At 70.3% G+C, this 25849-nt stretch carries 29 protein-coding genes; 14 read left to right on the top strand and 15 right to left on the bottom strand.

The window, feature by feature from the left end; translation table 11 throughout:
• Positions 1–317: 317 nt before the first annotated feature.
• Genes BCF44_RS58505 through BCF44_RS15815 form a run of 3 tightly spaced genes read right to left on the bottom strand, consistent with a single transcriptional unit; the run spans position 318 to position 1632 of the window.
• Positions 318–449, bottom strand: a complete 132-nt coding sequence (locus BCF44_RS58505) for a hypothetical protein (protein ID WP_281283111.1) — start codon at positions 447–449, stop codon at positions 318–320.
• The gene (locus BCF44_RS55480) at positions 446–616 is read right to left on the bottom strand and encodes a hypothetical protein (protein WP_170217552.1); all 171 of its coding nucleotides are present in this window, start codon (positions 614–616) and stop codon (positions 446–448) included. The genes BCF44_RS58505 and BCF44_RS55480 overlap by 4 nt, the downstream gene beginning before the upstream one ends.
• 44 nt (positions 617–660) lie before the next feature.
• A complete protein-coding gene (locus tag BCF44_RS15815) occupies positions 661–1632 on the bottom strand; it encodes a sigma-70 family RNA polymerase sigma factor (RefSeq protein WP_211353042.1) in 972 nt (323 codons plus the stop codon).
• A gap of 144 nt (positions 1633–1776) precedes the next feature.
• On the opposite strand from BCF44_RS15815, the gene BCF44_RS15810 reads away from it, so the two are divergent.
• From BCF44_RS15810 to BCF44_RS54720, 3 genes are read left to right on the top strand one after another with little or no spacing between them, the layout of a single operon-like run.
• A complete protein-coding gene (locus tag BCF44_RS15810) occupies positions 1777–2355 on the top strand; it encodes a dihydrofolate reductase family protein (RefSeq protein WP_116175054.1) in 579 nt (192 codons plus the stop codon).
• A gap of 56 nt (positions 2356–2411) precedes the next feature.
• Positions 2412–3206, top strand: a complete 795-nt coding sequence (locus tag BCF44_RS15805; RefSeq protein WP_116175466.1) for a class I SAM-dependent DNA methyltransferase — start codon at positions 2412–2414, stop codon at positions 3204–3206.
• Positions 3175–3384: a hypothetical protein gene (locus tag BCF44_RS54720; RefSeq protein ID WP_147328500.1), complete on the top strand. Its 210-nt coding sequence runs from the start codon at positions 3175–3177 to the stop codon at positions 3382–3384. Before BCF44_RS15805 ends, BCF44_RS54720 begins: the two co-directional genes overlap by 32 nt.
• Here the strand turns inward: BCF44_RS54720 and BCF44_RS15800 are convergent.
• A complete protein-coding gene (locus tag BCF44_RS15800; RefSeq protein WP_116175053.1) occupies positions 3353–3730 on the bottom strand; it encodes a PPOX class F420-dependent oxidoreductase in 378 nt (125 codons plus the stop codon). The two genes, BCF44_RS54720 and BCF44_RS15800, sit on opposite strands and share 32 nt — an antisense overlap.
• A gap of 18 nt (positions 3731–3748) precedes the next feature.
• On the bottom strand, positions 3749–4342 hold the full coding sequence (locus tag BCF44_RS15795; RefSeq protein WP_116175052.1) for a dihydrofolate reductase family protein: 594 nt from the start codon (positions 4340–4342) through the stop codon (positions 3749–3751).
• A 91-nt stretch (positions 4343–4433) separates the two neighbouring features.
• Here BCF44_RS15795 and BCF44_RS15790 point away from each other — a divergent pair, with 91 nt between their 5' ends.
• The 3 genes from BCF44_RS15790 to BCF44_RS15780 all read left to right on the top strand — a co-directional run bounded on the left by BCF44_RS15790 (position 4434) and on the right by BCF44_RS15780 (position 6670).
• Positions 4434–4886, top strand: a complete 453-nt coding sequence (locus tag BCF44_RS15790) for a winged helix-turn-helix transcriptional regulator (protein ID WP_116175051.1) — start codon at positions 4434–4436, stop codon at positions 4884–4886.
• Positions 4887–5038: 152 nt separating this feature from the next.
• On the top strand, positions 5039–6025 hold the full coding sequence (locus BCF44_RS15785; RefSeq protein WP_116175050.1) for a hypothetical protein: 987 nt from the start codon (positions 5039–5041) through the stop codon (positions 6023–6025).
• 36 nt (positions 6026–6061) lie between these two features.
• Positions 6062–6670 (top strand): hypothetical protein, encoded by a 609-nt coding sequence (locus tag BCF44_RS15780; protein ID WP_116175049.1) that lies wholly within the window; start codon positions 6062–6064, stop codon positions 6668–6670.
• Here the strand turns inward: BCF44_RS15780 and BCF44_RS15775 are convergent.
• From BCF44_RS15775 to map, 3 genes are read right to left on the bottom strand one after another with little or no spacing between them, the layout of a single operon-like run.
• Entirely contained in the window at positions 6660–8420 is a 1761-nt protein-coding gene (locus tag BCF44_RS15775; protein ID WP_116175048.1) for a hypothetical protein, read from the bottom strand. The two genes, BCF44_RS15780 and BCF44_RS15775, sit on opposite strands and share 11 nt — an antisense overlap.
• The gene (locus tag BCF44_RS15770) at positions 8413–8772 is read right to left on the bottom strand and encodes a hypothetical protein (protein WP_116175047.1); all 360 of its coding nucleotides are present in this window, start codon (positions 8770–8772) and stop codon (positions 8413–8415) included. Before BCF44_RS15770 ends, BCF44_RS15775 begins: the two co-directional genes overlap by 8 nt.
• 54 nt (positions 8773–8826) lie before the next feature.
• A complete protein-coding gene (map, locus tag BCF44_RS15765; RefSeq protein WP_116175465.1) occupies positions 8827–9591 on the bottom strand; it encodes a type I methionyl aminopeptidase in 765 nt (254 codons plus the stop codon).
• Positions 9592–9670: 79 nt separating this feature from the next.
• Between map and BCF44_RS15760 the strand changes: the two genes are divergently transcribed.
• Complete coding sequence (locus BCF44_RS15760) at positions 9671–9940, top strand: helix-turn-helix domain-containing protein (protein WP_116175046.1); 270 nt, start codon at positions 9671–9673, stop codon at positions 9938–9940.
• A 7-nt stretch (positions 9941–9947) separates the two neighbouring features.
• Here the strand turns inward: BCF44_RS15760 and BCF44_RS15755 are convergent, their stop codons facing one another.
• From BCF44_RS15755 to BCF44_RS15740, 4 genes are all read right to left on the bottom strand, one after another.
• Complete coding sequence (locus tag BCF44_RS15755) at positions 9948–11234, bottom strand: alkaline phosphatase family protein (protein ID WP_246015123.1); 1287 nt, start codon at positions 11232–11234, stop codon at positions 9948–9950.
• A 121-nt stretch (positions 11235–11355) separates the two neighbouring features.
• Positions 11356–13215 carry a glycosyltransferase family 39 protein gene (locus BCF44_RS15750; RefSeq protein WP_116175045.1) on the bottom strand — a complete coding sequence of 620 codons (1860 nt, stop codon included), beginning with the start codon at positions 13213–13215 and terminating at the stop codon, positions 11356–11358.
• Between the two features lie 41 nt (positions 13216–13256).
• The gene (locus BCF44_RS15745; RefSeq protein WP_116175044.1) at positions 13257–14723 is read right to left on the bottom strand and encodes a sensor histidine kinase; all 1467 of its coding nucleotides are present in this window, start codon (positions 14721–14723) and stop codon (positions 13257–13259) included.
• A complete protein-coding gene (locus tag BCF44_RS15740) occupies positions 14701–15426 on the bottom strand; it encodes a response regulator transcription factor (protein ID WP_116175043.1) in 726 nt (241 codons plus the stop codon). Before BCF44_RS15740 ends, BCF44_RS15745 begins: the two co-directional genes overlap by 23 nt.
• Positions 15427–15574: 148 nt before the next feature.
• On the opposite strand from BCF44_RS15740, the gene BCF44_RS55475 reads away from it, so the two are divergent.
• Positions 15575–16174 carry a hypothetical protein gene (locus BCF44_RS55475; protein WP_170217551.1) on the top strand — a complete coding sequence of 200 codons (600 nt, stop codon included), beginning with the start codon at positions 15575–15577 and terminating at the stop codon, positions 16172–16174.
• 109 nt (positions 16175–16283) lie between these two features.
• On the opposite strand, the gene BCF44_RS15730 is transcribed toward BCF44_RS55475, so the two are convergent.
• Positions 16284–17732, bottom strand: coding sequence for a DUF7405 family protein (locus tag BCF44_RS15730; protein ID WP_116175041.1), 1449 nt, complete (start codon positions 17730–17732; stop codon positions 16284–16286).
• Positions 17733–18057: 325 nt separating this feature from the next.
• Between BCF44_RS15730 and BCF44_RS15725 the strand changes: the two genes are divergently transcribed.
• The 6 genes from BCF44_RS15725 (at position 18058) to BCF44_RS15695 (ending at position 24054) form a co-directional block, all read left to right on the top strand.
• A complete protein-coding gene (locus BCF44_RS15725; protein ID WP_116175040.1) occupies positions 18058–18642 on the top strand; it encodes a hypothetical protein in 585 nt (194 codons plus the stop codon).
• A 93-nt stretch (positions 18643–18735) separates the two neighbouring features.
• Complete coding sequence (locus BCF44_RS15720) at positions 18736–19947, top strand: FGGY family carbohydrate kinase (protein WP_170217550.1); 1212 nt, start codon at positions 18736–18738, stop codon at positions 19945–19947.
• A gap of 53 nt (positions 19948–20000) precedes the next feature.
• The gene (locus BCF44_RS15715; RefSeq protein ID WP_246015122.1) at positions 20001–20480 is read left to right on the top strand and encodes a GtrA family protein; all 480 of its coding nucleotides are present in this window, start codon (positions 20001–20003) and stop codon (positions 20478–20480) included.
• Positions 20481–20558: 78 nt separating this feature from the next.
• Positions 20559–21746, top strand: coding sequence for an alginate lyase family protein (locus BCF44_RS15710; protein WP_116175037.1), 1188 nt, complete (start codon positions 20559–20561; stop codon positions 21744–21746).
• A 59-nt stretch (positions 21747–21805) separates the two neighbouring features.
• The gene (locus tag BCF44_RS15705; protein ID WP_116175036.1) at positions 21806–22555 is read left to right on the top strand and encodes a class I SAM-dependent methyltransferase; all 750 of its coding nucleotides are present in this window, start codon (positions 21806–21808) and stop codon (positions 22553–22555) included.
• Between the two features lie 785 nt (positions 22556–23340).
• Positions 23341–24054 carry an HNH endonuclease signature motif containing protein gene (locus BCF44_RS15695; RefSeq protein ID WP_342775616.1) on the top strand — a complete coding sequence of 238 codons (714 nt, stop codon included), beginning with the start codon at positions 23341–23343 and terminating at the stop codon, positions 24052–24054.
• 1 nt (position 24055) lies between these two features.
• Here BCF44_RS15695 and BCF44_RS55470 read toward each other — a convergent pair whose 3' ends face one another.
• Complete coding sequence (locus BCF44_RS55470; RefSeq protein WP_170217549.1) at positions 24056–24937, bottom strand: hypothetical protein; 882 nt, start codon at positions 24935–24937, stop codon at positions 24056–24058.
• Positions 24934–25842: a sensor histidine kinase gene (locus tag BCF44_RS15685; RefSeq protein WP_116175033.1), complete on the bottom strand. Its 909-nt coding sequence runs from the start codon at positions 25840–25842 to the stop codon at positions 24934–24936. Before BCF44_RS15685 ends, BCF44_RS55470 begins: the two co-directional genes overlap by 4 nt.
• Between the last annotated feature and the right edge of the window lie 7 nt (positions 25843–25849).

Genomic DNA, 25849 nt, shown 5'->3' with positions numbered 1-25849 from the left:
TCGGGTCGTTTGGGAGGGGAATGGTTCGGCGGGGTAGGGACCTGTGGCCCGCTGGGGCTTGGTGGGGAGGTGGCCTGTGGGCCGCCGGGTGGTTGGTACTGGTGGGTTGTGGCTTGGTGAGGGTGGTGGTCGGGCGGGGCGGAGGTTCCGTCGCCTGGTGGGGGAGGGGCAGGTGGGGCAGGGGCTTGCGTCCCGTTGAGGAATGGCTTGGTGGGACCGGGGCCTGTGGCCCATCGGGGTGATCAGTACTGGTGGGGTGGAGGTTGGTCGCCTGCCGGGGGCTGGCCGGTGTGTGGGTCTTTGGCCCGACGGGGCGGTCAGTAGCAGTGGGGTGTGGTCGTGTAGCTGCGGTTGAGCGGCGTGGTCCAGTGCAGGGTGCCGTCATCGTCGACCGTCACCTTGTGCGTGCCGTGCTTGAGATGGTGGTGCCAGGTGCAGAGGCAGCTCAACGACCTGATGACATGATGATGCCCTGAGTGACGGCGACCGTATGCTCGACACCGTCATCGTCCATGTTGGACACTTCGCAACGGCAGACCGCCTTGCGCCGCCCCGCATGTACGACGCTGGTGAGCAGCGCCGGCCCGAGCACCGAGCCGGCGGCGTAGCAGATCACGCCGCCGGGCAGGAACCGGACTCGGTTTCGGTCACCGCGAAAGCCTAGCGACTGGGCAACGACCGCGGCAGCCCGAACCACGGCAGCACGCTGTTGTCGAAGCGGGCCATGGCGCTGATCCGGTCGCCGGCGAGGGTGAGGACGTACAGCCCCGTCCCGTGGCTGACGCCGTTGGCGCCGCGCAGGTACGCCCCGAACGCCGGCTGCCCGTTGGCGCGCGTCGGCACGAGCTCGAACCGCCGCCCGGCGCCGAAGATGGTGGCGCAGAAGCGCCCGGCGAGTTCGCGGCCGTAGTACTCGAACGGCACCGGCGGCATCGACACGAACACGTCGTCGGTGAGCAGATCCACCAGCGCGGCCAGATCCGCCGACTCCCACGCCCGTACGAACTTCGCGGCGATGGCGTCCTCGGCGGGCGACCCGGGCGCGGGCGGCGGCTCGGAACCCGCCGGCTGGCGGCGTTGCAGCGCGGCACGGGCCCGTTTGAGGGCGCTGTTGACGGAGTCGACGGTGGCGTCCAGCATCTCGGCGACCTCGCCGGCCGGGAAGTCGAGGACGTCGCGCAGGACCAGCACCGCGACCTGCCGCGGCGGTAGGACCTGCAAAGCCGTGACGAAGGCGAGGGAGATCGACTCGATCCGCTCGTACCGGGATTCCGGCAGCAGCGAGTCCGGGCACGGCTCCAGCCACACGACCTCGCCCAGACGCGTCGGCTCCGGCGGCTGGACCTGCGGAATGTCCCATTCCCGGGCCTGGCGGCGGGCCGTCGAGCGGCGCGCGTTGAGGCAGCGGTTGGTGGCGATCCGGTACAGCCACGTGCGCATCGACGCGCGCTCCTGGAAGCCGCCGAGCCCCTGCCACGCCGCGAGCATCGTGTCCTGCAACGCATCCTCGGCGTCCGCCAGCGAGCCGAGCATCCGGTAGCAGTGGACCTGAAGCTCCGCGCGGTACGGCTCGGTCAGCTCCGCGAACGCCGCCCCGTCCCCGCCTCGCGCCCTCGCCATCAGCTCGCCCATGCCGATGTTCCCTTCTCCAGCACCTCTTCCCCATACCGACACCGCCCGCCCGGCCAACTGGGCGGTCCGCCCGCGCCCAGTTTCCCCGCCGCGGCGGTGTCTATCTCACCGGCAGTTCGACCGTACGAACAAGGAGCACCCGAGATGGGCACGATCGTCGTCTTCGAGAACGTGACGCTGGACGGGGTCACGCAGGACCCCACCGCGGAGGAGGGCTTCACCACCGACAACTGGATCACCGCGCTGCCGCCGGCCGACCGCGAGGCGTGGGCCAAGATGGTGCTGGACGACGCGCTGGGCGCGCAGGCCCTGCTGCTGGGCCGGGGCGGCTACGAGTACTTCGGGTCGCGCTACCCGTCCCGCACCAGCGCGCTGGCCGACGTCATGAACCGCCTGCCCAAGTACGTCGTCTCCACCACCCTGACCGATCCCGAGTGGCACAACTCCACCGTGATCGACCTGGCCGAGGTTTCGGCGCTGCGGCAACGGATCGACGGCGAGCTCCGCGTCTACGCCAGCTCCCGGCTCGTGCGCACGCTGATCAAGCAGGACCTCGTCGACGAGCTTCGGCTGGCGGTTTTCCCGCTGCTGATGGGCGCGGGCGACCGCCTGCTCGACCAGACCGGCGCCCCGCTGCCGGTGCGGCCGTGGCCGCTGCGTCTGGTCGACTCCCGGACCGTCGGCGACAGCATCGTCCACCTCACGTACCGACGCGATCTGTGAGATAGCACCGCCAAATTCGGTGGACAGCGCCGGAGGTCGTGACGAGGGTGGGCGACATGCGGCAGGACGAGATCTGGGATGTCGACGCGGCCCAGCGCTACGACACGCCCGGCAGCGGCATGTTCGCCCCCGAGACCCTCGGCCCGACCGTGGACCGCCTCGCGGAGCTGGCCGGCGGCGGGCCGGTGCTCGAGTTCGCCGTCGGCACCGGCCGCGTCGCGGTCCCGCTCGCCGCGCGGGGCGTGCCCGTCACCGGCATCGAGCTGTCCGAGCCGATGATCGCGCAGCTGCGGACCAAGGCCGACGAGCGGACGATCCCGGTCGTGGTGGGGGACATGGCCACCGCCGCCGCGCCGGGCCGGTTCGCGCTGGTCTACCTGGTGTACAACACCATTTCGAACCTGCTCACCCAGGCCGAGCAGGTCGCCTGTTTCCGCAACGCCGCCCGGCACCTGACGCCCGGCGGCCGGTTCGTGATCGAGCTCGGGGTGCCCTCGCTGCGCCAGCTCCCACCCGGCCAGGACGGCATCGTCTTCCACGCCGAGACCGGCTACATCGGGGTCGACACGTACGACCCCCTCAGCCAGCTCCTCGTCTCGTACCACTTCACTTTCGACGACGGCAAACAGGCGCGCGTGGGCCGCTGCCCGCAGCGCTACATCTGGCCGGCGGAGCTCGACCTCATGGGCCAGTTGGCCGGGTTCGACCTGGAGAGCCGGCACGCGGACTGGACCGGCGCCGAGTTCACGGCGGAGTCGCGTTCGCACGTCTCCGTCTATAGGCGCCGCGAGGACAATCGGGGTGACGATTGGAGTCGGCGTGACACAAGCACGGACCACCCCACAGCCTGAACCGGACGACGACTGGGCGCCGGTGCCGACCGAGCGGAGACTGCCGCCGCTGCCCACCGACGAGGTGCCCGAACTCGAGGAGGAGGAACTGCCGACGGTTCCGGCGAGCGACGTTCCGCAGGTCGACGAGGAGCCGGAGGCCCAGCTCAGCCCGCACTCTGCCGATCGGGAGCGATGAGCGCGACGATCCGCTGCTCGGCGCGCGAGTAGGGGCCGCCGATGTACTTGGCGGCGATCCGGTCGACGACCTCCCAGCCGGCGTCGCCGTCGAGCCATTCGACGACCCGGCCGCGGACGATGACCGGCTGGAAGGGGTTGTCGGCGGGGGTCAGGGACAGCGCCACCCGCGGGTCGCGGCGCAGGTTGCGGGCCTTGCGGCTGTCGGGGCCGGTGAGGATGGCGATGTGGTCGCCGTGGGTGCCGATCCACACCGGCACGGAGTGCGGCGCGCCGTCGGGCAGGACGGTGGCGAGGTGGGCGATGGGGGTGCCGTCGAGGACGCGGCGGACGTCGGTGTCGATCATGGCGGTTTCCTTGAGGGATCAGTGCTGGACGGCGTAGTGGAGGTGGGTGACGCCGGGCGCGGGCACGACGTCGATGAGGCGGAGGCGGATGTGCTCCGGTAGCGACTGGAAGAAGGGGCGGCCGCCGCCGAGCAGGACGGGCACCTGGTGCAGGACCAGCTCGTCGACGAGCCCGGCCCGCAGCGCCGACGTCACGACGCCGCCGCCCATGAGGCCGACGTCCTTGCCGGCGCCGGCCTTCCGTGCGGCGGCAACGGCGTCCTCGATGCCGGTGGTGACCAGGGTCTGCCGCTCGCTGATCTCGGGCGCCGGCCGGTGGCTGAGCACGACCAGGTGGGCCGCCGGATGCGGGCTGCCGCCGCCGAAGTGGTCGGAGTCCTCGTACGTGTTGCGGCCGGCGACGATCGCGCCGACGCGTCCGGCGAGGGCGTCGAAGATCGGCGCGCTGGCCCCGGCCAGCGTGAACCCGTCGAACACCTGGCTGGGCGTGTCGCCGTCGAAGTACCAGTCGAACAGCGTGGACCCGTCGCCGAGCCCGTACCCGGCGCGCGGGTCGCGGCCGGTGATGTACCCGTCGACGGACACCGCGAGGGCGGTGAAGACCTTGCTCATCCCCTCGATCCTCTCTGGAGTTCCTTCAAGAGACTCCACGACCGTAACAGGCGGAGTTCCCTGAGGGAACCCTGATTGCTAGACTGGCCCCATGCAGCGGACGGACTTCGGCACCATGGCCTGCTCGATCGCACGGACGTTGAACGTCATCGGGGAGCCCTGGTCACCGCTGATCCTGCGAGACGTCTGGGTCGGGCTCACTCGCTTCGATCAGCTCCAGGCCGACCTCGGCATCTCCCGGAAGGTCCTGACCGAGCGACTGAACCACCTGATCGACCACGGCGTGCTCGACCGTCGCCCCTACGACCGGCGGCCGCGCTACGAGTACGTCCTGACGGAAAAGGGCACGGAGCTGATCGACCTGCTCATGGTCATGGTCGGCTGGGGCGACAAGTGGCTCGCCGGCGAGGCCGGCCCGCCGGTGCTCTACCGCCATCACGCGTGCGGCGAGATCAGCAGCGTCGACCTGCGCTGCGCCCACTGCGGCGAGCCGATGCACGCCGACGACGTTGACGTCATGGCAGGTCCCGGCGCGGCGGTGTGAGTACCCCTCGGCTGACGCGGGCCGAGTCCGACGCCGTTGCGGGCCAACGGGTTGCACGAGGTCACGCACGAAAAAGGTCACGACGAAGCTGACAACCGGTCGAGCTCCATGATCGTCGATCCCGACGGGAACCTCGTCGAGAAGGAGCTCGAATGCCTTACCGCACACTGCAATACGTCATCGCCGCGGTGCTCGCGACCGGACTGGCCGCGGCGCCGGCGCAGGCGGCTGACCAGGCGACATGCACGTGGACCGTGCAGAAGCTGGCGGCCGTCGCCGGTTACAAGCAGTCGTACAGCTACGGTACCGACCACGCCTCCCACGTGTTCGGCGCAGTTTCCAATGACGGCACCCTGACCGAGACTCCCGTCGTGTGGAGCACCAACCCCGCCACGCCGCCACACGTGCTCGGCTCAGCACACGGCGATCCCACCAGAATCGCGGCGCTGAACGCCTCCGGGGTAGCCGTCGGCTACTACCACGACGACACCGGCCGCCACCCGGTTCGGCACGTCAACGGCGGCTATCAGGACTTACCCGTCCCGGCCGGTGCCACGGGCGAAGCCGTGGACATCAACGCCCGCGGGGACATCGTCGGCACCGTGGACGGCAGCAGCGTCATCCTGTGGCCGGCGGACAAGCCGGGCACGTTCACCTTGCTGCCCAAGGCGCCCGGTGACAGCGCTTCGGCCGACGGCATCGACAACGCCCGTAACGTCATCGGCGTTGTCGGCCGTGGCGACCAGCTCACGGGCTACGTGTGGACTGCGGCGGGCAAGGCCGTCACGTTGCCGGTCGCCGCCGCGGGCGACTGGGCGCGTCCCACCGCGATCCGCAACGGCCGGGTGCTCGGCTCCGAGGAAGGCCCGGGTCGCGGCGCGGCCGTCGTGTGGGACCTGTCGGGCCACGTCCTCTGGCGCCTCGCCGACCACGGCGTCGAGTCGATCAACGCCGACGGCCTGGTGTCCGGCTGGCTGAGCGTGCCCGACGGCCTGGTCCAGCAGCTGATGCGCGCCGGCAAGGTGGTCGCACCGGTCCCGACGGAGTTCCGGCCGGCCGGCAACCGCTCGGCGCTGACCGACGGCGGCCTGCTCGCCGGCAGCGTGGACCAGCAGGTCGCGACCGCGCGCTGCCGCTGACCGTTACGTTCCGGGTGGTTCGGCGATGTACCGGCAATGCGCCTGTTCGTCGATCATGCCGATGGCCCGCCGTCCGATGACCGGTTCGCCGGGCCGCTGCGGTTGCGGGAGCGGCCCGGCGGGCTCGACGAGATCGAGTGGCGGCCGCGCCCGCACCTGCCGGCGTTCGTCCTCTACCACGCCAGGATGACGTCCTCGATGTCCGTGCTGCTGGCGTGCTGCGGAAACACGTTCGACTCGACCTTCGCCGGGATCAGCGACGATCTGGTCACCGAGCTCGGGCAGCACTGGACGTCCTTCGCGCACATGCTGGTCAACGGGGAGCGGGGTGATCTCTCCGACCTCGGGATCACCCGTATCGCCGACCCGGTCGACGGCGTCAAGGGCGGCTGCGTCGGCAGGGTGGTGAACCCGCGCGGCGGCGAGGACGAGTTGAAGGACGGCCTGGCCCGCGTGATCAGCGGCGCGGTCTCCGCCATCGGCGAGGGGGTCGAGGCGGCGGAGAAGTCGCCCCTGATCCGCGGGCTGCTGGCCACCCAGTCCGACCACGCGCTGCTGGACGAACGGCTGGAGGCCATCGCCGCGGCCGGCTTCTCCTTCCGTCACACCAGATCCATCCTCGATCTGGAGTGGGCTACAGGATGAACAGCGGCCGGCCGCCGCGGACCGTGTAGAGCGGGTTGCCGAGCTTTTCCTTGCCGGTTCGGCAGATCAGGTCCACGGTCTCGTCGAACGTCTCGGCGACGCCGTGGATGTCCCGGTCCTCCTCGAACAGCCGCCGCGCGCTGTCCACGTCCGGCAGCGCGCCGGTGGACATCACCAGGCCGCCCCAGGCCAGCGCGCGGACGTGGCGGATCTTGTCGAACACGCCGGCCAGGCCCTTGTGCTCGAGGAGATCGACCGATCGGTCCACCGCCTCGAAGTCGGGCACGCGCTCCTCCATCGCCGCCATGAACACCGCCGTCGCCAGCCGGGTGAACACCTCGGTGGCGCTGGTGGCGCGGTCCCGGGCGATTTCCAGCGGGTACATCACGCCGGCCGCCTGCCGGGCGACGTCCCGCAGCAGCACCAAAAACTCCTGCGCCTCGCCCTCGGCCCGGGACAGCGCGGCCCGCGTGTTGAGGAAGGACTGCCGCCAGTCCTCGCTCGCGTCGTCCGAGAACCAGTACCCGGGCGCGCCGTCGCCGATCGTCAGCTCGATCGCCGCGCAGCCGCTGTGGGCGTCGATGGAGACGTCGACGTGACCGTCGACAGTCGTGCCGGTGGGCAGGTCGAACGTGCACTTGCCCGTCATGACGACGTGTTCGCCGTCGGTGACGGTGTACCGGTCGTTCTCGTCGACGGCGACGCTGACCGCGTGGCGGCCGAGGGACAGCACGCTGCGCTGGAACATCAGCGCCACGTTCCGCACCACGTCGTCGCCTTGCAGCGTCTCGTCGTGCAGCGCGACCAGCCGGTCCGCGCCGAGGTCGGCGGTGGCGTCGTCGACCGACCAGCGCACGTTGCCGTGCCGGGCCCAGTCGGCGAATTCCGTGTACGTCGTGCGGTTCCGGTGGTTCTCGATGAAGTCGTCGATCTGCTTGGCGTGGTCGGAGAGGCCGAATTCGACGACCCGCCCGACGAAGTACTCGATCAGCCGGTCCACCGCGCGCAGGTCGTCGTCCTCGTCCAGCAGATGCGCGATCAGCCCGAGGTCGGTGTAGAAGTACGCGATGGCGTAGGCGAAGAACAGCTCGGGGTCGCCGAGCCGCGCGTCCACGCCCATGCCGACGCTCCACAGCGCCTTCACCAGCAGATACCCCGGCAGGTAGCCGCCGTCCTCGGGATCGGCCGGCCGGACCAGCACGTCGCAGCGGCGGCCGACGACGTCCGGTTCGCGCCGCCGCGACCCGAGCACGAGGTCCAGGACGTTGCGGGTCACAGCGTCCCGATGTTCCTCCGGTTTGAACGAGGCGATCACGCTGGGCCCGAAGTAGTCCGCGACGCGGGCCAGCACCGTGCTCAGCTGCGGCAGCGTGCCGTGCGACGACAGGTCGAACTCGGCGTACAGCGCCAGGCCCTCCGCGAGCGGCCGCTGGAGGGCGATGAACGCCTCGTACCGCATCATCGTGCCGGTCAGCCGGCGCGCGACGTCCTTGTCGAACTTGCTGCGGTACGCCGCCGCGTCGGTCAGGGCGCGCTGGTGCATCAGGCTCACCGCCAGGCCGACGGTGTGCATGAAGCACCAGTGGTGCGTCGCCTCGTGCAGGAAGGCCGGCAGGCAGTCGGGCGGCATGTGCCGGTGGATCAGGCCCTCGACGTGTCGGCCGGCCCGGAACGACGAGATGACGGTCTCGTTGGTGACGGGGTTGATGAAGCTGCGCCCGCTCAGCGCGGACGCGAAGTGTTCAGTCACCGTTGTTCCACGGCAGGCCGGTGGCGGAGGACAGCTCCTTGGCCACCGCGGCGTCGATGGGCTCGCTGGAGGTGTCGCGCCACTTCACGGTCCGCCGCTCGATCCGGCCGTCGGCGTGCTCGATCTCGATGACCTGCTCGAACGACTTGCCCCGGTGCCGGTAGGCCAGATAGCTCACCATGCCCTTGAGCGCGATCGCGGAGACGGCCACCACCCCGGTCACCAGGCCGAGATCGCCGAAGCTGCCGTCGGGCACCGGTTCCTGGAGGAACTCGACCGGTCCGACGAATTCCCCCAGTTCGAGGGCGTCGGACCGGGACAGCCCGGGCAGGCGGAGTTTGCTTGCAGGCACCGAAATCTCCCAACGACGCGAGGCAACGCAGCACTCATCGTCGGGAAGGTCGTTTCAGTTAGCGGTGAGGATCATCGGACCGTCGTCGGTGATGGCGACGGTGTGCTCGGAATGGGCGGTGCGGGAGCCGTCCGCCGAGCGGATGGTCCAGCCGTCGCGGTCGTAGACGATACGGTCGGTGGTGCGGGCGAACCACGGTTCCAGGGCGAGAGTCAGCCCCGGGCGGAGTTGGAGGCCGCGGCCGCCGCGGCCGCGGTTGGAGACGTGCGGTTCCTCGTGCATGGTGCGGCCGAGCCCGTGCCCGCCGAACTCGTTGTTCACGGGATAGCCGTACGCCTGCGCGACCGCGAAGATGGCGGCGGAGATGTCGCCGAGCCGGTTGCCGGGGACCGCGGCGGCGATCGCGGCGTCCAGGGCCTCCTCGGTGGCGCGGACGATCCGCTGATCCTCTGCGTCGGGCGTGCCGACGATGACCGTGCGGGCGGAGTCGGCGACCCAGCCGTCGATCGACACGGCGAGATCCGCCTTGAGGACGTCGCCGTCGCGCAGCGCGTAGTCGTGCGGCAGGCCGTGCAGGACGGCGTCGTTGACGGACAGGCAGATGACGTTGCGGAACGGGCCGTCGCCGAAGGAGGGCGCGTAGTCCCAGTAGCACGACTCGGCGCCGCGCCGCTTGATCATGCCCCGGACGTGGTGTTCGAGGTCCATCAGGTTGACGCCGACGGCGGCGAGGCGGCAGACCTCGGTGAGCGCCTCGGCGACGAACCGCCCGGTCACGCGCATCCGCTCGATCTCGGCGGGTGTCTTCAGCTCGATCATGGCCATCCCCTGTGCTGGTATTTCTATACCGACACCCTAGCGCTTGACGGTATAGAAATACCAGCCCTACCCTGGGGGCATGGTCCGCCAGCCGCTGACGCCCGAACAGATCGAGGCCGGCCGGCGCCTGGGCGCGCTGCTGCGCCGGGCGCGGGCGGACCGTGAGCTCACCGAGGTCGCGCACGCGGCCGGCATCTCGCCGGAGACCCTGCGCAAGATCGAGACCGGCCGGCTGCCCACGCCCGGCTTCGGCACCATCGTGTGCCTGGGCGACGCGCTGGACCTGCCGGTACGCGAACTGGCCGCCGCCTGGAGAGGCGACGGCCAGCCGTGGGAAGCGGCTTCCTAGCGGGGGATCAGCCCCAGATGTCGGTGATCGGGGTGGCGGAGGCGGCCGCGCCGGCGTGCGGCAGGCCGTAGGCGTCCTCGATGGTGCGCAGGACGCTGTAGTGGCTGATGTTCTCGCCGTAGTTGCCGGTCTTCACGCCCGCGCCGGTGATGATGGTCGGGATGATGTTGCCGTTGGAGCTGTCGTCCTCGTCGAAGGTGAGCACGAAGACGCTGTTGTGCGTCTTGGCCCACTGGACGTAGCCGTCGAGGTGGTTCTTCAGCCAGGTGTCGCCCTGGTTGACGGTGCCGTCGTGCATGTCGTCCTGGAGGTTGGGCACGACGAACGACACCGCGGGCAGCTTGGTGAAGTCGGTGGGGAAGTCGGTGAACCGCAGGTTGGACGACGCCGGCACGTCGGCGAAGTCCACCCACGGGTTGTGCTTGCGGGCGTAGGTGCCCGAGGTGCAGCCGGTGTAGCCGTCGCTGGGCATGCTCTCGGAGTAGCCGTCGAAGCCGATGCCGGCGGCCAGCGCCTGGCCGCCGAGGTCGGGCGTGGTGAAGGCCTTGCGGGGGCAGGTGTCGCTGGTGGTGCCCTGCGTGCTGCCGGAGAACAGCGCCAGGTAGTTGGGCTGGCTGGGGTGCGTGATGGCGTGCGAGTTGGTGAAGTTCGCGCCGGACTTGGACAGGCCGGTGATGTACGGCGCGTTCGCGTTGCCGACGATCTCGCCCTGGGCGTGGTTCTCGTCGATCACGACCAGGATGTGGTCGGGACGCGGCACACCGCCGGCGGCCGGGGCGAAGCTCGCCGACAGGCCCACCACCGACAGCGCGGTGGTCCAGTTGGTGGCGATCGCCTTGCGGGCGGCCGCGAGCGTGACCTGGCCGTCGCAGACCGCGGTCTTCAGCTTGTTCTCGATCGAGTCCTTGCTGTACGAGTTCTTCGCGCCGGCATGTGGTTCCGGCCACAGGTTGTGCGGATCACGCGGCGCGCCACCGAGTTCGAGGGGGATCAGGTGGTCCTCCTCGTAGTCGGCCATGCTGGTGTCGCTGTAGCCGTAGTCGGAGATGCCCTGCTTCTTCAGGGCGTTGGTGTACGAGGTCGGCGGCCGCACGGTGGCGGTCCAGCCCGACACGCAGATGGTGCTGTCGATGCTGGACTGCGTGACGTCCGGGTTGATGGCCCCGGGCGTGCACGAGGCGTCGGGTAAGGGAAGCCTCGCCGTCGAACAGGTGGCGGCCTGGGCGGTGCCGGGCAGGGACAGCCCCGCGGCCACGAGGGCGACAATCAGGATGGGCAGGGAGAATCGGGACATCGAGCGCTCCTCGGGTCGACTCCCCGGGAACGGTAGGCAGGTCACGGCCGGCTGGGAACCGCCGGTATTTCACAGAACGGTTCCCAGCCTGTGAATCACGTCAGTCCACTATGGACGACGTTCACGAGTTGTTCAGGAGGTTGTACACCGTTGTCCCTCCGACGGTCTGCGCCTTGTAGTGCGCGGCCACCCAGCTCGCGATCTGGCTGCTGCCGCCGGCGCCGCCGCCGAAGCCGCCGCGCCCGCCGCTGACGTAGTAGGTGATCCTGCCTTCGGCCACGTACTTCTGGAACTGGGCCAGCGAGGGCGCCGGGTCGCCGCCGTTGAAGCCGCCGATGGCCATCACCGACTTGCCGCTGGCCAGCGCCAGCGGGGCCGACGACATGGAGCCGTCGGTGGCGGCGGCCCACTCGGTGGTGGTCGCCTGCAACAGGCTCACCAGCGCGGAGCTGGCGGTTCCGTTGTCGGAACCGGGACCGCCGCCGCCACCGAAACCGCTGTTGCTGGACGGGCCGGAGACGGGGATGGAACCGGTGTGCGGCGTCGCGGCCGTGGCCACGCCGAAGGCGGCGGTGCCGAGCACGCCGGCCAGCGCGGCCACGACGATCAGTCGCCGGAACTGGTCGCCCTGCAACAACACCAGTGCCGCCACGATGACGCTCGCGCCCAGCACGATCCAGCGCAGCCACGGCAGCCAGGTGGAATCCTCCGACAGCAGGACGAAGTCCCACACGCCGGTCACGCCGATCATCGCCGCGAGCCACGCCCGCACGGAGAACTTGGCGCGGCCGCGCCACAACTGCCGGCCGACGATCGCGACCAGCGCGGCGATCGCCGGGGCCAGCGCGACCGAGTAGTACGGGTGGATGGTGCCGCTCATGAAGCTGAACACCAGGCCGGTGACCAGCAGCCAGCCGCCCCACAGCAGCACCGCCGCCCGGGTCTGGTCGGTGCGGGGCGCGCGCCGGGTGAACCACAGCCCGGCGACCAGCGCGATCAGCGCCGCCGGCAGCAGCCACGAGATCTCCGTGCCGAAGGCCTGGCCGAACATGCGGGTGATGCCGGCACTGCCGCCGAACGACAGGTTCCCGCCGCCGGCTCCGCCCCCGCCTCCGCCGCCGAAGCCGCCTCCGCCGCCGTTCCCGGAACCGCCGAAGATGCGGCCGAGTCCGTTGTACCCCAGGGCCAATTCGAGCAGGCTGTTGTTGGTCGACCCGCCGATGTACGGCCGCGAGGACGCCGGCCACAGGTCGACCAGCGCCACGAACCACCCCGCCGACACGATCACCGCGCCGAGCGCCCCGAGCAGGTGGAAGATGCGGCGCCGCAACGAGGTCGGCGCGGCGACCAGGTAGACCACGCCGAACGCCGGCAGCACCAGAAAGCCCTGCAGCATCTTCGTCAGGAACGCGAAGCCGATGGCCACGCCGGCCAACGCCAGCCACTTGCCGCTGGCCTTCTCCGTCGCTCGCACCACGCAGTACGCGCCGGCGGTCATCAGCAGCACCAGCAACGCGTCCGGGTTGTCGAAACGGAACATCAGCACCGCCACCGGCGTCAGCGCCAGCACCGCGCCCGCGGCGAGACCCGCGCCGTGACCGAACCGGCGGCGCACCGCGGCGTACAACAGCCACACCGACAGCACGCCCTCCAGCGCCTGCGGCGCGAGCAGGCTCCACGAGTTGAAGCCGAAGATCCGGGCGGACAGGCCCATCACCCACAGCGCGGCCGGCGGCTTGTCGACGGTGATGACGTTGCCGGGGTCCAGCGACCCGAACAGCAGCGCCTCCCAGTTCTGGCTGCCGGCGAGCGCCGCCTGCGCGTAGAAGTCGTTGGCGTAGCCCGAAGCGCTCAGGTCCCACAGGTAGAGCACGGCGGTGCCCAGCAGCAGCAGCACCAGCGTGGGCCGGTGCCAGCCCGGCCGTCTTCCGGGCGCGTCGGCCGCCGGGGCAGCCGCGTGCCGGGTCATCGTCGTTGTCATGGCACCAGCCTCGGGGCGGGCGCTGTGCCGCCTGTGTGTGATCACTGTGCGGCGGCTGTGAGCCGCACCGTGAACACGGTCCGGCCCGGCCGGCTGTCCAGCGCGACCTCGCCGCCGTGCGCGGTGACGATCGCGGCGACGATGGACAACCCCAGCCCGGTGCCGCCGGACGCCCGCGAGCGCGAGCCGTCGCCGCGGGCGAACCGCTCGAACACCTCCGGCTGCAACTCGGCGGGAATCCCCGGCCCGTCGTCGGCGACCTCCAACACGATCTCGCCGGGATTTCCGTTGTGGATCCCGGTGATCACGGTGGTGCCCGGCGGCGTGTGCGCGCGGGCGTTGCCGAGCAGGTTGAGCAGAACCTGGTGCAGCGCCTGGCTGTCGCCGAGCACGGCCACCGGCTCGCCGGGAATCGCCAGCTGCCAGCGGTGGTCCCGGCTCGTCACGCGGGCGTCGCTGACGGCGTCGACCACGAGGCGGGACAGGTCGACGGGCTCCCGGGCGAGCGGCCGCCCGGCGTCCAATCTGGCCAGCAGCAGCAGTTCCTCGACGAGCGAGGTCATCCTGGTGGACTCGGACTGGATGCGCCGCATCGCGTGCGACACGTCCGGCGGCACTTGGGCGGCGTAGCGGCCGGACAGCTCGGCGTAGCCGCGGATCGCGGCCAGCGGGGTGCGCAGCTCGTGGCTGGCGTCGGCGACGAACTGCCGGACCCGGGTCTCGCTCTCCTGGCGGACGTTCAGCGCGGAAGCCACGTGGCCGAGCATCCGGTTCAGCGCCGCGCCGACCTTGCCGACCTCGGTGCGGGGATCGGTGTCCTGCTCGGGAACCCGTACGGACAGCGCGACTTCGCCCCGGTCCAGCGGCAGCTCGCCGACCCGCGTCGCGGTCGCCGCCACCCGGTCAAGCGGCCGCAGCGCGGCACGGATGATCACCGCGCCGGCCGTGGCCGCGACCACCAGCCCGGTCGCGGCGATCACCAGCAGCGCGACGCTGATGCTGTCCAGGGTGTGGTCGACGTCGTTGAGCGGCAGGCCGATGACGTTCGCGCCGTCGTTGCTGGAGATCACTCGGTAGTCGCCGAGACCCGGCACGCTCACGGTGGTCGGCAGGCCGTTCGACGGCGCCTTGGCCAGGGCCGCGAGCTGGTTGGCGGCCAGCGGCGTCGGGCAGACGTATTGGTTGAGCACGGCCGCGTCCTGGCCGTTGACGCCCAGCGCCCACGGGCCCAGGCCCGGCGGCAGCGCCTGCGACTGGTCGTTCGTGCCGCAGTGGTAGAGATCCGGCCGCGGCCCGTGCGGTCCGTCGCCGCCCGGGCCGTGGCCGCCGCGGTTGTTGGCCTGCTGGAGCTGGCTGTCCACCTGCGCGACGAGCGTCCGCTGGATGAACACCTCGCCGATCAGGCCGACGGCGAGCAGCACGACCGTCAGCAGCAGGACCACCGCGACGACGAGCTTGCGCCGCAGGGTCCAGCGACGTCGGCGGTCAGCCCGTGGGACGGAGGACATAGCCGGCGCCGCGCATGGTGTGGATCATCGGCTCGCGGCCGGCGTCGATCTTCTTGCGCAGGTAGGAGATGTACAGCTCGACGATGTTGGCCTGGCCGCCGAAGTCGTACTCCCAGACCCGGTCCAGGATCTGCGCCTTGCTCAGCACCCGGCGCGGGTTGCGCATCAGGTAGCGCAGCAGCTCGAACTCGGTGGCGGTCAGCTGGATCTCGTCGCCGGCGCGGCGCACCTCGCGGCTGTCCTCGTCCAGGGTCAGCTCGCCGACGACCAGCTGCGAGCTGGTGGGCGAGGCGACGGCGTTGCTGCGGCGCAGCAGCGACCGCACCCGCAGCACGAGTTCCTCCACACTGAACGGCTTGGTGACGTAGTCGTCGCCGCCGACCGTCAGGCCGGCGATCCGGTCCTCCACGGCGTCCTTGGCCGTCAGGAACAGCACCGGCACCTCGGGCTGGTCGGTCCGGACCCGGCGCAGCACCTCCAGGCCGTCCAGATCGGGCAGCATGATGTCCAGCACCACGGCGTCCGGCCGGAACTGCTTGGCCTCGCGGACCGCGGACACGCCGTCCGCCGCGCAGCGCACCGACCAGCCCTCGAAGCGCAGCGCCATGCTCACCAGCTCGGCCAGGGACGTCTCGTCGTCCACCACGAGCACCCGCAGCTGGCTGCCGTCCGCGCGCCTGAGTTCGCCGTTCATGGTTCCCATCCTGTGGCCGGCGACTTTGCCGACGCTGTGTGGTTCCTGTGTATCACCTGTGCGGCTCGCTCACAGGATGTGCGCACAGTGCGCACAGCTCGCGCACAGCGGCGGTGGCCAGGGTGGCTGTCACAAGCCCGAACGCAGGAGGAAGACGATGGACACCCAGCAGCCCGCCGAAGGCACCGAGCCGGTCTGGGGCGCACCGCCGCCGGCGGCGCCCGCCGGGGCCCCGCAACCGAAGCGTTGGTCCGCGGGCAAGACCGCGGCGGTGGTCGCCGTCGCCGCCGTGGTGGCCGCCGGTGGCGGCTACGGCATCTCCAAGCTCGCCGGCAGCACGGCCAGCGCCGCCACCCAGGGTGGTCCCGGCGGTGGTTTCGGGGCCGGTGGCGGGGGCGGATTCGGTGGTGGCCGGGGCGGGGGCATGGGCGGGTTGTTCTCCGCTCTGCACGGCGACTTCACCGTGTCCGACAACGGCAGCTACGTGACCGAGCGGATGCAGACCGGCGAGATCACCGCCGTCAGCGCCACGTCGATCACCGCCAAGAGCGTCGACGGCTACACGCAGACGTACGTGATCGACTCCTCGACGCAGGTCGACGAGGGGAACGAGAAGGTGACCGACCTGAAGACCGGCACCACGGTGACGATCATCGCCAAGCTGTCCGGGAGCTCCGGCACCGCGACAAGCGTCAGCGACCAGCAGTTCGGCCCCGGCCGCGGCGGCCAGCAGGGCCAGCAGCCCCAAGGAAACTGACCCCCGAACCCCGGGCCCCGACCCCCTCCGGGGCCCGGCCTGACGCAGGGAAGGACGCCTTACCCTCGGTCAACGAGGGTAAGGCGTCCTTCCCTGCATTCCGGTCGGATCAGGTGAGTTCGATGAGTGGGAAGGCGCGGTGGCGCCGCGGCGGGATCAGGTAGTTCTGCCGCCGGGTGGCCGTGGTGAACCGCTCCAGGCCGTGGTCCTCCTCGTCCAGGTTGTACTTGAGCAGCAGGTCGATCGCCGAGGTGTTGGCCCGCATGGTGGAGAAGAAGTCAGCGCTCGGGAAGAAGCCCGAGAACTGGAGCTTCGCCGTGTTGCAGCCGGTCGTGGTGTCCATCGCGTCGAAGCCGGGGCCGTCGATGCGGATGTGGATCGGCCGGCCGTCCGCGGTCCGGCTGGACCGGTGCAACGTGGACAGGTGGCCCATGCGCCCGAACTGCTGGGCGCTCTGCTCGGCGTAGCCGGGCCCGTGGAACTGGTTGGGCAGCATCGCGCCCTGCATGGTCAGGTTCTTCGGGCCGCCGCCGTTGTAGAACGGGTCGTTCGGGTCCTGCTCGACGACCGGCGGCGAGTGGAACATGTACTGCACCCGCTCGTCGAACGGCTCCCGGGTGTCGGGGCCGTCCGCCGGGTCGCGCCCGTCGACGTAGAACTGCTCCAGGTCCAGCAGCACGTGCGAGAGGTGCTGGATGGCGCCGTTGTCGAAGTAGGACCCGGCGGTGGCGTTGCTCAGGTGGATGCCGTGGTCGCCGAGGAAGGTCACGTCCGACGCCGGCGCGGCCGCCCCGACCTGCTGGTCGGCGAAGCCCATCCACATCGGCGAGTCCGAGTTCACGAACGTCGCGTACGAGGTGCCGGCGTTGGCCGCGATGTAGCGGGGGAGTCCGATCTGCACGAACATCGCCCGCGAGGACGTGATCTTCATGCCGGCGTCGAACCGCGGCGAGTTGATCGTGCGGCCGACCAGCCGGTTGCTGCCGGACAGCCACTGCACCACGTCCGCCACGTACGACGGGTCGTCGCCGCGCACGGTGAACAGCACGTCGTTGCTCTCCATGCGAACCGGCACGTTGAACTCGTCCCGGCGCAGTTGCAGCACGTGGTTGCCGGGCGCCACATCGGTGGGCGCCGGCACCGCGCGCTTCAGCACGGGTTGGTTGCCGGACAGGGTTCTCGGCATGTTCGCGTTGACCAGGCTCGCCGGCAGCCGGTTGAAGTAGTTGTCGCTGTAGGCGACGTGCGTGAAAATGCCGGCCGGCGCGTACGGGTAGTTCGCCTCGATGGTGCGCAGCGCCGATTCCATCCGCGACTGGTCGGCCTTGGACGGGGTGCGTGCCAGCGTCGCGGTGAGAAACACGGTGTGCACCGGCGGCATGCCGATCGGAATGCCGTCGTAGGTGACCGCGGGCGGCGAGAACGGCCCCAGGTCGAACTGTATGTCCGGGAAGGACGTCGCCGGGTCCGCCATCGCGAGCCGCTGCGGCACGAGCGCGCCGTCCTGGAGTATCGCCAGCGTGCCGAGGGCGCCGGTGATAGCGCCGGCGGTCCGCATCAGCGTTCGCCGAGAAACGGGTTTACCTAGTATGGGGGCCATCGGCGTCGCCTTCGCCGCGGACCGCGGGTCGGCCATCGGACAGCGCGCCGGTGCGAATTCTTCGGGCACGTACACCTCCGCGGAGATGGACACGGAAGGAATTGACGAGAATACTTCCTCACGTGCTGATGCAGGGTTGGAAATTGGTATTGCCGAGTGTACGCCCGGGTCTGTCCGGTTCAAACGTCCGAAAGGCCTGTCGAATGCGTCCGTTCAGGCTGGCTCGAATTACTTAGGAATCGTGTGGCGCGAACACCTAGGTATTCCTAGGTAGGGTGTCGGCATGCCCGTCACCGCATCCGATCTGGACGCCGCCACCGCCGCCCTGTCCGCCGCATTGGCGCCCGTCGTCGACCGCGACTGGACCGTTGCGACCGGCACCGGAGAGCTGAACGCCTTCCGCACCGCCGAGCACCTCGGCGACTGCGTGCTCTCCTACGCCGCGCAGCTGCTCACTCGCCGGTCCGACCGCTACGTCGCCTTCGAGGCGGCGCTCATGCCGCAGGCGACCGTCGCCGACGCGCTGGAGTTCGCCGTGACGGGCGCGGGACTGCTCGCCGCCACCGTGCGCACGACCGGCGAGGAGGTCCGCGCCTACCACCCGACCGGCATGGCCGACCCCGAGGGATTCGCCGGGATGGGCATCGTCGAGATCCTCGTGCACGGCGAGGACATCGCCCGCGGCCTGGGCGTCACGCTGACGCCGCCGGCCGACGTCTGCGCCCGCACCCTCGAGCGGATGTTCCCCGAGGTCCACGTGGACGCCGAGCCGTGGACCGCGTTGCTCTGGGCGACCAATCGCGTGCAGCTGCCCGGGCTAGAGCCGCGGGTCGGATGGCGGTGGCGCGGCGCCCCGCTCGGGGATTGACCCGGACACTTCGCCCATCGCTGTCAACTCGTCCACTACGCAGCGTAGAAGACCGCCATGATGGAGGTTCGGCCGGTGAGCGGAGGTGTGTCGATGACGGCGGCAGGTGCGGTCTTCGGGGTCGAGGTCGGGCCCGACTCGGTCCGGGTGGCCGTGCTCGGCGACAACCTCACCGTTCTGGACCACGTGCAGCTGCGCTATCCCCGCGGCACGCTCGATCCGTACGCCGCTCTGGACGTGGTGTTCGCGGCCGTCGACCGCTGCGTGCAGCTGTGCGCGACCCGACAGGTGCCGGTCCGCGGCATGGCGCTGGCCGGCTCCGGCGACACGCTCGTCGGCCTGGACGAGCTGGACCGCCCGATGACACCGGTGTTCGTCGGCCCCGACCCGCAGACCTGCGCGCTGGCCCGGCGGATCGGCGGCTCGCTGCGGCACACCACCGGCGTCACCCCGCACGGCGGCTCGCCGCTGGTGCGGCTGGCCTGGTTCGCCGAGCACGGACCCGACCTGCTCACCCGCGTCGCCCGATGGTGTGAACTCAAGGATTTCGTGCTGTCCCGCCTGACCGCCCGGGTGCTCGCCGACACCTCCTGCGCCTCCGCCGGCGGTCTGCTGGCCGTCACCGAGCCCGAGTGGTCCCCGAAGGCGCTCGAGCTCGCCGGCATCGGCCCGACCCAGCTGCCGCCGCTGGCCGACCCCACCGACCAGGTCCCGCTCGTGACGGAGGCGGCCCAGCTGCTGGCGCTGCCCGCGCTGCTGCCGCTGGTCGTCGGCGCGGCCGGGCTGCCGCTCGCGGCGCTGGGCCTGGGCGCGACCACTCCCGGCACGGCGGCGCTGTGGCTCGGTTCACGTCTGGTGCTGGCGGTGCTGACCAACCGGCCGGTCAGCAGCGACCTCCTGTTCACACAGCGGCTCGCCGACGGCGTCTGGGCGGTGGGCGTCGACCTCACCGATGGACACTCCCCGCCGGCAATTCGCGTGGACGGCCTGGGTCGGCTGCTGGTGGCGGCGAGGGAGGCTCTGGAGGCCGCCGGGGCCGGCATTCGGCGCGTACGCATCGATCCGGCGGCGTTGAAGGTGCCCATGGCCGCGGAGGTCGTCGCCACCGCGCTGGGCGTGCCGGCCGAGATCACCCCCGACGAGCCGGCGGCCGCCGTCGGCGCAGCGTTGCTGGCTGCCCGCACACTGGGCCTGACCCCCGGCATCGAGGCCGCCGCCCGCACCCGGCCGGCCGTGCGCATCGTGCTGCCGGATCCCCAGCTCAGCGCGGCCGAGCGGCAGCGGTTGAGCGGGACCACTCGTTGAACCTTTGGCGAACCCCCGGCGGCAATGCCGGAAGCCTTGGCAGTATGGAGGGCGTGCCAACACAGACCACCCCGCCTCAGACGCGTGCGGAGCGGTTCGGCGACGCGCTCACCTCCTGGGCGACGAAGCTGCCGAAGTCGCTGCGTTTCATCACGCCCGAGTTCGTGGGGTTCGCCGTCCTCGGCACCTTCACGTTCGCCATCGACATGGCCATTCTCGCCGCGCTGAAGGCGTGGACCGAGTGGCCGCTGCCGGTCGACGTGGCGATCGGCTATCTGTGCGCCTTCGGCCTGAACTACGTGTTGAACCGGACCGTGAACTTCAAGTCGCACGCCCCGGTCGGCGGCCAGATGCTGAAGTTCACCGCGATCACGCTGGGCGACCTCGCGTTCACCACGATCGTCACGACCTGGCTGAACTGGCTCGGCGTGCCGTTCCCGATCGCGCGGGTCGGCGCCGCCTGCTGCGTCGGCCTGTTCACATATGTGGGCGCCCGGTTCTGGGTTTTCAGGAAAGAACCCGTTCAGGATTGACGATTGTGGTCTGGACCACTAAGACTGGCATTCCCCTGCAACAACTCGGTCAGGCACCGCCGCCATCCGAGGAGTGTCATGTCCAAACGTGTGTCCACATCCCTGCTCTCGATTCTCTCGGTGCTCGCCTCGCTGCTGGTCGTCGGATCCGTTGGCCAGCAAGCCGGCGCCGCGCCCGCCGCCTTCGTCCATCCCGGCGTGCTGGTCGGCAAGGCCCAGCTGGACCATGTGCGGCAACAGGTCAACGCCGGTGCGCAACCGCAGACCCAGGCGTACCAGGCGATGCTGAACGACGCGCTGCTGTCGCAGAGCCGCGCGCCGCACCCGCGCTCCGTCGTCGAGTGCGGGCCGTACTCCAATCCCAACCTCGGCTGCACCGACGAGCGCCAGGACGCGCTCGCCGCGTACGGCAACGCCCTGGCCTGGTACGTCACGCAGAACGCGATGTACGCCAAGAAGGCCATCTCCATCATGGACGCCTGGTCCGCGGTGATCACCAGTCACACCAACAGCAACGCCCCGCTCCAGACCGGCTGGGCCGGTTCGGTGTGGCCGCGGGCGGCCGAGATCATCCGCTACACCTACAGCGGTGGCTGGGCCAACCTGTCCCGGTTCCAGAGCATGCTGCGCACCGTCTACCTGCCGGTGGTGATCAAGGGCAGCAACAGCAACGGCAACTGGGAACTGACCATGATGGAGGCCGCCGTCGGGATCTCCGTCTTCCTCGACGACAAGGCCGACTACGACACCGCCATGGCCAAGTACCTGGTGCGCGTGCCGGCGTACGTGTACCTGACCAGCGACGGCGCGCTGCCCAAGACCGTGCCCAGCATGGGTCTGAACACCAAGGCGAAGATCGTCAGCTACTGGCAGGGCCAGAGCACCTTCGTCAACGGCCTGACCCAGGAGACCTGCCGCGACTTCACCCACACCGGCTACGGCATCGCGTCCATCTCGGACGTGGCCGAGACGTCCCGGATCCAGGGCAACGACCTGTACACCGGGGACGTCGGCACCCGCCTGCGCTACGCGCTCGGTTTCCAGGCGCAGTACGAGCTGGGCGCGGCCGTGCCGTCGTGGCTGTGCGGCGGGACCGTGCACCGGGGGCTCGGGCCGGTGACCGAGGTCGGGTACAACGCGCTGGGCAACCGGCTGGGGAACGTCATGGCCGACACTCGCACCCTGGTCGTGAACAACCGGCCCGCCGGCGACAACATCCTGTTCGTGGCGTGGGAGACCCTGACCCACGGCGACCAACCGAACTGATCGGGTGAACTGCCCGCCCTCGGCGAAAATCGAGTTGCCCGCCGTGTTTGGGTGAAGGCGTGGCTACCTTCGATGAACTCGTCGCCGAGGGCGCGGCGGTGCCGGTCGACGGCTGGGATTTCTCCTGGTTCGAGGGCCGGGCGACCGAGCAGCGCCCGTCGTGGGGCTACGCGCGCCTTCTCGGCTCGCGGATGGCATCCGTTCAGTCCGCTTTGGACATTCAGACCGGTGGCGGCGAGGTGCTGAACACGGTGGCGTCGTTGCCCTCGCGGATGGTCGTGACCGAGGGGTGGCCGCCCAGCCTCGCGGTCGCGCGTCGGTTGCTGGAGCCTCGGGGCGTCGAGGTGGTGGAGTCCGGTGAGACGGATCCGTTGCCCTTCGGGGATTCGTCGTTCGATCTGGTCGTGAGCCGGCATCCCATCGGGGTGGACTGGGTTGAGGTGACACGGGTTCTGCGGCCCGGTGGGGTGTATCTCTCGCAACAGGTCGGATCCGGGTCGATGCACGAGGTCTCCGAGGCGATGATGGGGCCGTTGGAGATCGACCACTCCCGTGATCCCGCGTTGGCGGCGGAGGAGGCGGAGGCGGCCGGGTTGGAGGTCGTCGATCTGCGGGCGGAGTCCCTGCGGGCGGAGTTCTTCGACGTGGGGGCGGTGGTGCACTTCCTGCGGAAGGTGGTGTGGATCGTGCCCGGGTTCACGGTGGAGGAGTACTTGCCGCAGCTACGGGCGTTGTATGAGCGGATCCAGGCCGAGGGGCCGCTCGTGGCGTACACCAAGAGGTTCCTGATCGAGGCGCGTAAGCGGTGAGGGGGAGTGGGCTTCCCGCCCGCTCCACGTTGCCGACCGTCCTTGCCCCCGCGCCTTCGGGCTGTGGTGAGTGGGCTTCCCGCCCGCCCTCCCCATCCCTCGTCGCCGACCATCCACGCCGCTGAGGGCGCGGACCGTGGTTGCGGGCCTGCGTGATAGGTGCCCAGTTCGCTCGTTTCAGGTGGGGCGCACGGTAGCTGGTCTGCCCGCGGTTTCATCCGTGGTTGCGTCCACAGAGGGGCTTTGGACGGGAGGGGAAGTGAGGGAGGCCGTCGGTCGGGGAAAGCGCTTTCCATTCGCTCGCTCGAACGGGTATTCGTGGCGCCTACGAGGGAAAACGCCTGGTCAGGACGGTAGAATGGAGGCATGACGGCGACCTGGGATGCCAACGCCGTATGGCGGATGGATGAACCCTCGCTGTGGCACGCCTGCGCCGAAGCGCAAACCGTCCGTCAGTCCGCCTACGTGCGGATCGTGGAGATGGTCGCCGAGCTATGGGACCGCATGGGACGGTCGAAGGAAGACCGGGTGTCGTTGGTGGCGCAGGTGCAGAACCAATTGCGTGTCACCAAGAGAGACGCGTTGCAGATCGTCGGCCACGCAGAGTTGTTCGCCAGTGAGGCGATCCGGGATGCGGCCCGTGTCGGCGAACTCGATGCCGATCGGCTCACCGTTCCAGGGGAGACCCTTGCGGGAGTGCCGATCCTGGACCGGGACAGGGTTGAAGCGGAGCCGCTGCACAATACCCACTTTCACCTCAACAACTTTCGCACGCTCGCCGGGGGATCCTCGTCCTGCTCGACCAGGACGGCGCCGAACCCAAGGACGACCTCGCCGAGCCGAAGCGGGAGTTCCACTACAGCAATCGCGCTGACGGGTCGTTCGGCTTTCGGGGCAGCATTGATCAGGAAACCGGCGCGATGCTCGCCGGCCTGATCAGTCCGCTGGCCGAGCCGAAATCCGGGACGGACCCACGTACCACCCCGCAGCGGCAAGGCGACGCGTTCGCGGACATCATCGAACTCGCCGCCGGCAGCGAGAACCTGCCCGACGAGGGCGGCGAACGCCCCCATCTGGCGATTACCATCCCGCTGCAAGCCCTCAAAGACGCGGCGGGCAGCGCCGACATCGAGGCCGGTGACCCCATCCCCGTCGAAGTGGCCCGCAGGATCGCTTGCGACAGCACGGCGATGCGGACGGTCCTCGGCGCGAACGGCGTTCCGCTCAGCGTCGGCCGGAGCAAACGGATCATCCCCGCCGCCATTCGACGGGCACTGATCGTCAGAGACAAAGGCTGCGCGTTCCCGGGATGCCATCGCCGACCGAGACAATGTCACGCGCACCACGTGATCCACTGGGCAAACGGAGGACCTACCGAGCTCGGCAACCTCCTGCTGGTGTGCTCCACGCACCACAGAATGATCCATCACACACGATGGACCGTGGAGATCGTCAACCAGCTGCCGGTGTTCACGCCGCTCGGTGAAGCGCCGGGATGAACTACGGCCGGTGGATGCGGAGACCGATGCCGCCGGCCAGCAGGAGCACTGCGCCGGCGATGAGCACCAGAACGGCGGCGTTGACGGTGCCGCGCGTCCAGTCCCACACGGCCTCGGGCACGGCGATGGTGACGCCGATGACGCCGCCGATGAGCAGGATGGGCATGCGGTCGGCGAGGTAGCAGGCGAAGCAGACCAGGGCGACGGCGAGGGTGGCGCAGTAGACGACGAAGGCGTGCTCGGGGAACTGGGCGCCGATCAGGGCCAGGGCGGTGGCGACGCCGGCGGTCACGGCGCGGTGGCGTACGACGTCGAAGGCGACCAGGGACGCCCCGACGACGCCGAGGACCACGAGGCCGACACCGGTCCAGGTGGGGGAGGCGCCGAGGAGATCGACCAGACCGACGACCAGGGAGCCGCCGGCGATGCCGGCCACGGGAATGGCGAAGACGGCGGGGCAGGCGGCGTAGCCGGCCACGGCGAGGATCAGGGCGGCGATGCCGCCGGCCAGGGCGGGATGGGTGTCGAACGCGGCGGAGGCGGCAAGACCGCCGGTGACGGCGGCAAGGGCCAGCAGCAGGCCGGTGACGCGGTTGCGGAGGGCCACGGAGGCGCCGACCAGGACGACGGTGACGGCGATGAGGAGCCAGACGCGGCCGGCGTGGGAGAAGGAGTCCCACGACATGCCGACGATCAGGGCGGCGCCGGCCAACAACAGTGCACCGCCGACATAGCCGAGGACCTCGGCGATCCGGTGGCGCAGCGGGGCGGGATCAGCGTCTGTCAGGGCGTCCCGGACGGTATTGGCGTCCCGTGCGGACAGCTTGCCCGCCGAAACCAACTCACCCAGTGCGCGTTCCTGCCCATGCGCCAGCCTCGTCATGCGTGCGGGGTACCCGCTCCGGCGATCCGCAACCGCACGACGGTGCCGATCGCCGCAGACGACCGCACCTGCACCAGATCGCACAGCTGGTTGACCATCCACATCCCGCGGCCACGGGGCTGGTTCGTCTTGGGACGCCGCCGGCCGACGAGCGGATCGGTGATCACGCCCTCGTCCCGCACCTCGCACACCAGCTCGTCGCCCTCGGCCCACAGCCGCAGCATGCCGCCGCCACCGCCGTGATCGACGCTGTTGACCATCACCTCGTGCACGGCCAGCGCGAACCGCTCGACGGCCTCGGCGTCCAGACCGAGCCGCCGGGCCCTGCCGGCGACGTAATCCCGCACGCCGGTGATGCTGTCCAGGGCGAACCGCAGCAGTTTGGTGGGGCCGAACGGCTCGGGCAGCGGCTGCGCCAGCGTGTTCACGTCGTCGTCGAAACCCGGGTTCGCGATGCCCTCCCACCACGGATGGTTCGCTCGCGCCCGCGCCAGCACGGACTCCGGCTGCGCCTCCGAGTACGGGCACAGCAGCCGCCACTCGACCTGGGCGAAGGCGGCGTTCAGCAGGACCTCGTGCTGGTGGCATTCGACCACGGCCGGCGGGCGGCGGGCCTCGTACACGGGTTCGCCGACGCCGACGCAGCGCCGGGCGACGTTGTGGTCCAGCCAGTCCCGCCACATCGGGATGATCCGCGCCGGATTGCGGCCGATCTCGGCCATGTCCCGGAAGTCGATGTCACGGGCGTCGGCGCCGAGCTGGTCGCGGACGGGGCCGAGCCGTTCGGGCGGGGCGACCACCAAGACGGCGGCGTCGTCGGCGAGACCGGCACGAGCGAAGTCCGTCACGCGGGCCACGAAGGCGTCGATGCCGTCGTAGCCGAATGCTTCGTGCCGGAAGACCACGGGGCCA

This window comes from Kutzneria buriramensis (assembly GCF_003387475.1).
GTDB lineage: Bacteria > Actinomycetota > Actinomycetes > Mycobacteriales > Pseudonocardiaceae > Kutzneria > Kutzneria buriramensis.
Note: the sequence above shows the minus strand (reverse complement) of the source record. Positions and strands in the feature narration are given on the sequence as shown.

What these genes read in the sequence shown, in the direction of transcription:
- BCF44_RS15800 (WP_116175053.1), bottom strand. Translation starts at nt 3,730, where the DNA reads ATGATCGACACCGACGTCCGCCGCGTCCTCGACGGCACCCCCATCGCC.
- BCF44_RS15760 (WP_116175046.1), top strand. Translation starts at nt 9,671, where the DNA reads ATGGTCCGCCAGCCGCTGACGCCCGAACAGATCGAGGCCGGCCGGCGC.
- BCF44_RS15725 (WP_116175040.1), top strand. Translation starts at nt 18,058, where the DNA reads ATGCCCGTCACCGCATCCGATCTGGACGCCGCCACCGCCGCCCTGTCC.
- BCF44_RS15795 (WP_116175052.1), bottom strand. Translation starts at nt 4,342, where the DNA reads ATGAGCAAGGTCTTCACCGCCCTCGCGGTGTCCGTCGACGGGTACATC.
- BCF44_RS55475 (WP_170217551.1), top strand. Translation starts at nt 15,575, where the DNA reads ATGGACACCCAGCAGCCCGCCGAAGGCACCGAGCCGGTCTGGGGCGCA.
- BCF44_RS15745 (WP_116175044.1), bottom strand. Translation starts at nt 14,723, where the DNA reads ATGTCCTCCGTCCCACGGGCTGACCGCCGACGTCGCTGGACCCTGCGG.
- BCF44_RS15780 (WP_116175049.1), top strand. Translation starts at nt 6,062, where the DNA reads ATGCGCCTGTTCGTCGATCATGCCGATGGCCCGCCGTCCGATGACCGG.
- BCF44_RS15805 (WP_116175466.1), top strand. Translation starts at nt 2,412, where the DNA reads ATGCGGCAGGACGAGATCTGGGATGTCGACGCGGCCCAGCGCTACGAC.
- BCF44_RS15755 (WP_246015123.1), bottom strand. Translation starts at nt 11,234, where the DNA reads ATGTCCCGATTCTCCCTGCCCATCCTGATTGTCGCCCTCGTGGCCGCG.
- map (WP_116175465.1), bottom strand. Translation starts at nt 9,591, where the DNA reads ATGATCGAGCTGAAGACACCCGCCGAGATCGAGCGGATGCGCGTGACC.
- BCF44_RS55470 (WP_170217549.1), bottom strand. Translation starts at nt 24,937, where the DNA reads ATGACGAGGCTGGCGCATGGGCAGGAACGCGCACTGGGTGAGTTGGTT.
- BCF44_RS15790 (WP_116175051.1), top strand. Translation starts at nt 4,434, where the DNA reads ATGCAGCGGACGGACTTCGGCACCATGGCCTGCTCGATCGCACGGACG.
- BCF44_RS15810 (WP_116175054.1), top strand. Translation starts at nt 1,777, where the DNA reads ATGGGCACGATCGTCGTCTTCGAGAACGTGACGCTGGACGGGGTCACG.
- BCF44_RS15785 (WP_116175050.1), top strand. Translation starts at nt 5,039, where the DNA reads ATGCCTTACCGCACACTGCAATACGTCATCGCCGCGGTGCTCGCGACC.
- BCF44_RS15730 (WP_116175041.1), bottom strand. Translation starts at nt 17,732, where the DNA reads ATGCGGACCGCCGGCGCTATCACCGGCGCCCTCGGCACGCTGGCGATA.
- BCF44_RS15815 (WP_211353042.1), bottom strand. Translation starts at nt 1,632, where the DNA reads ATGGGCGAGCTGATGGCGAGGGCGCGAGGCGGGGACGGGGCGGCGTTC.
- BCF44_RS15740 (WP_116175043.1), bottom strand. Translation starts at nt 15,426, where the DNA reads ATGGGAACCATGAACGGCGAACTCAGGCGCGCGGACGGCAGCCAGCTG.
- BCF44_RS15720 (WP_170217550.1), top strand. Translation starts at nt 18,736, where the DNA reads ATGACGGCGGCAGGTGCGGTCTTCGGGGTCGAGGTCGGGCCCGACTCG.
- BCF44_RS15710 (WP_116175037.1), top strand. Translation starts at nt 20,559, where the DNA reads ATGTCCAAACGTGTGTCCACATCCCTGCTCTCGATTCTCTCGGTGCTC.
- BCF44_RS15750 (WP_116175045.1), bottom strand. Translation starts at nt 13,215, where the DNA reads ATGACAACGACGATGACCCGGCACGCGGCTGCCCCGGCGGCCGACGCG.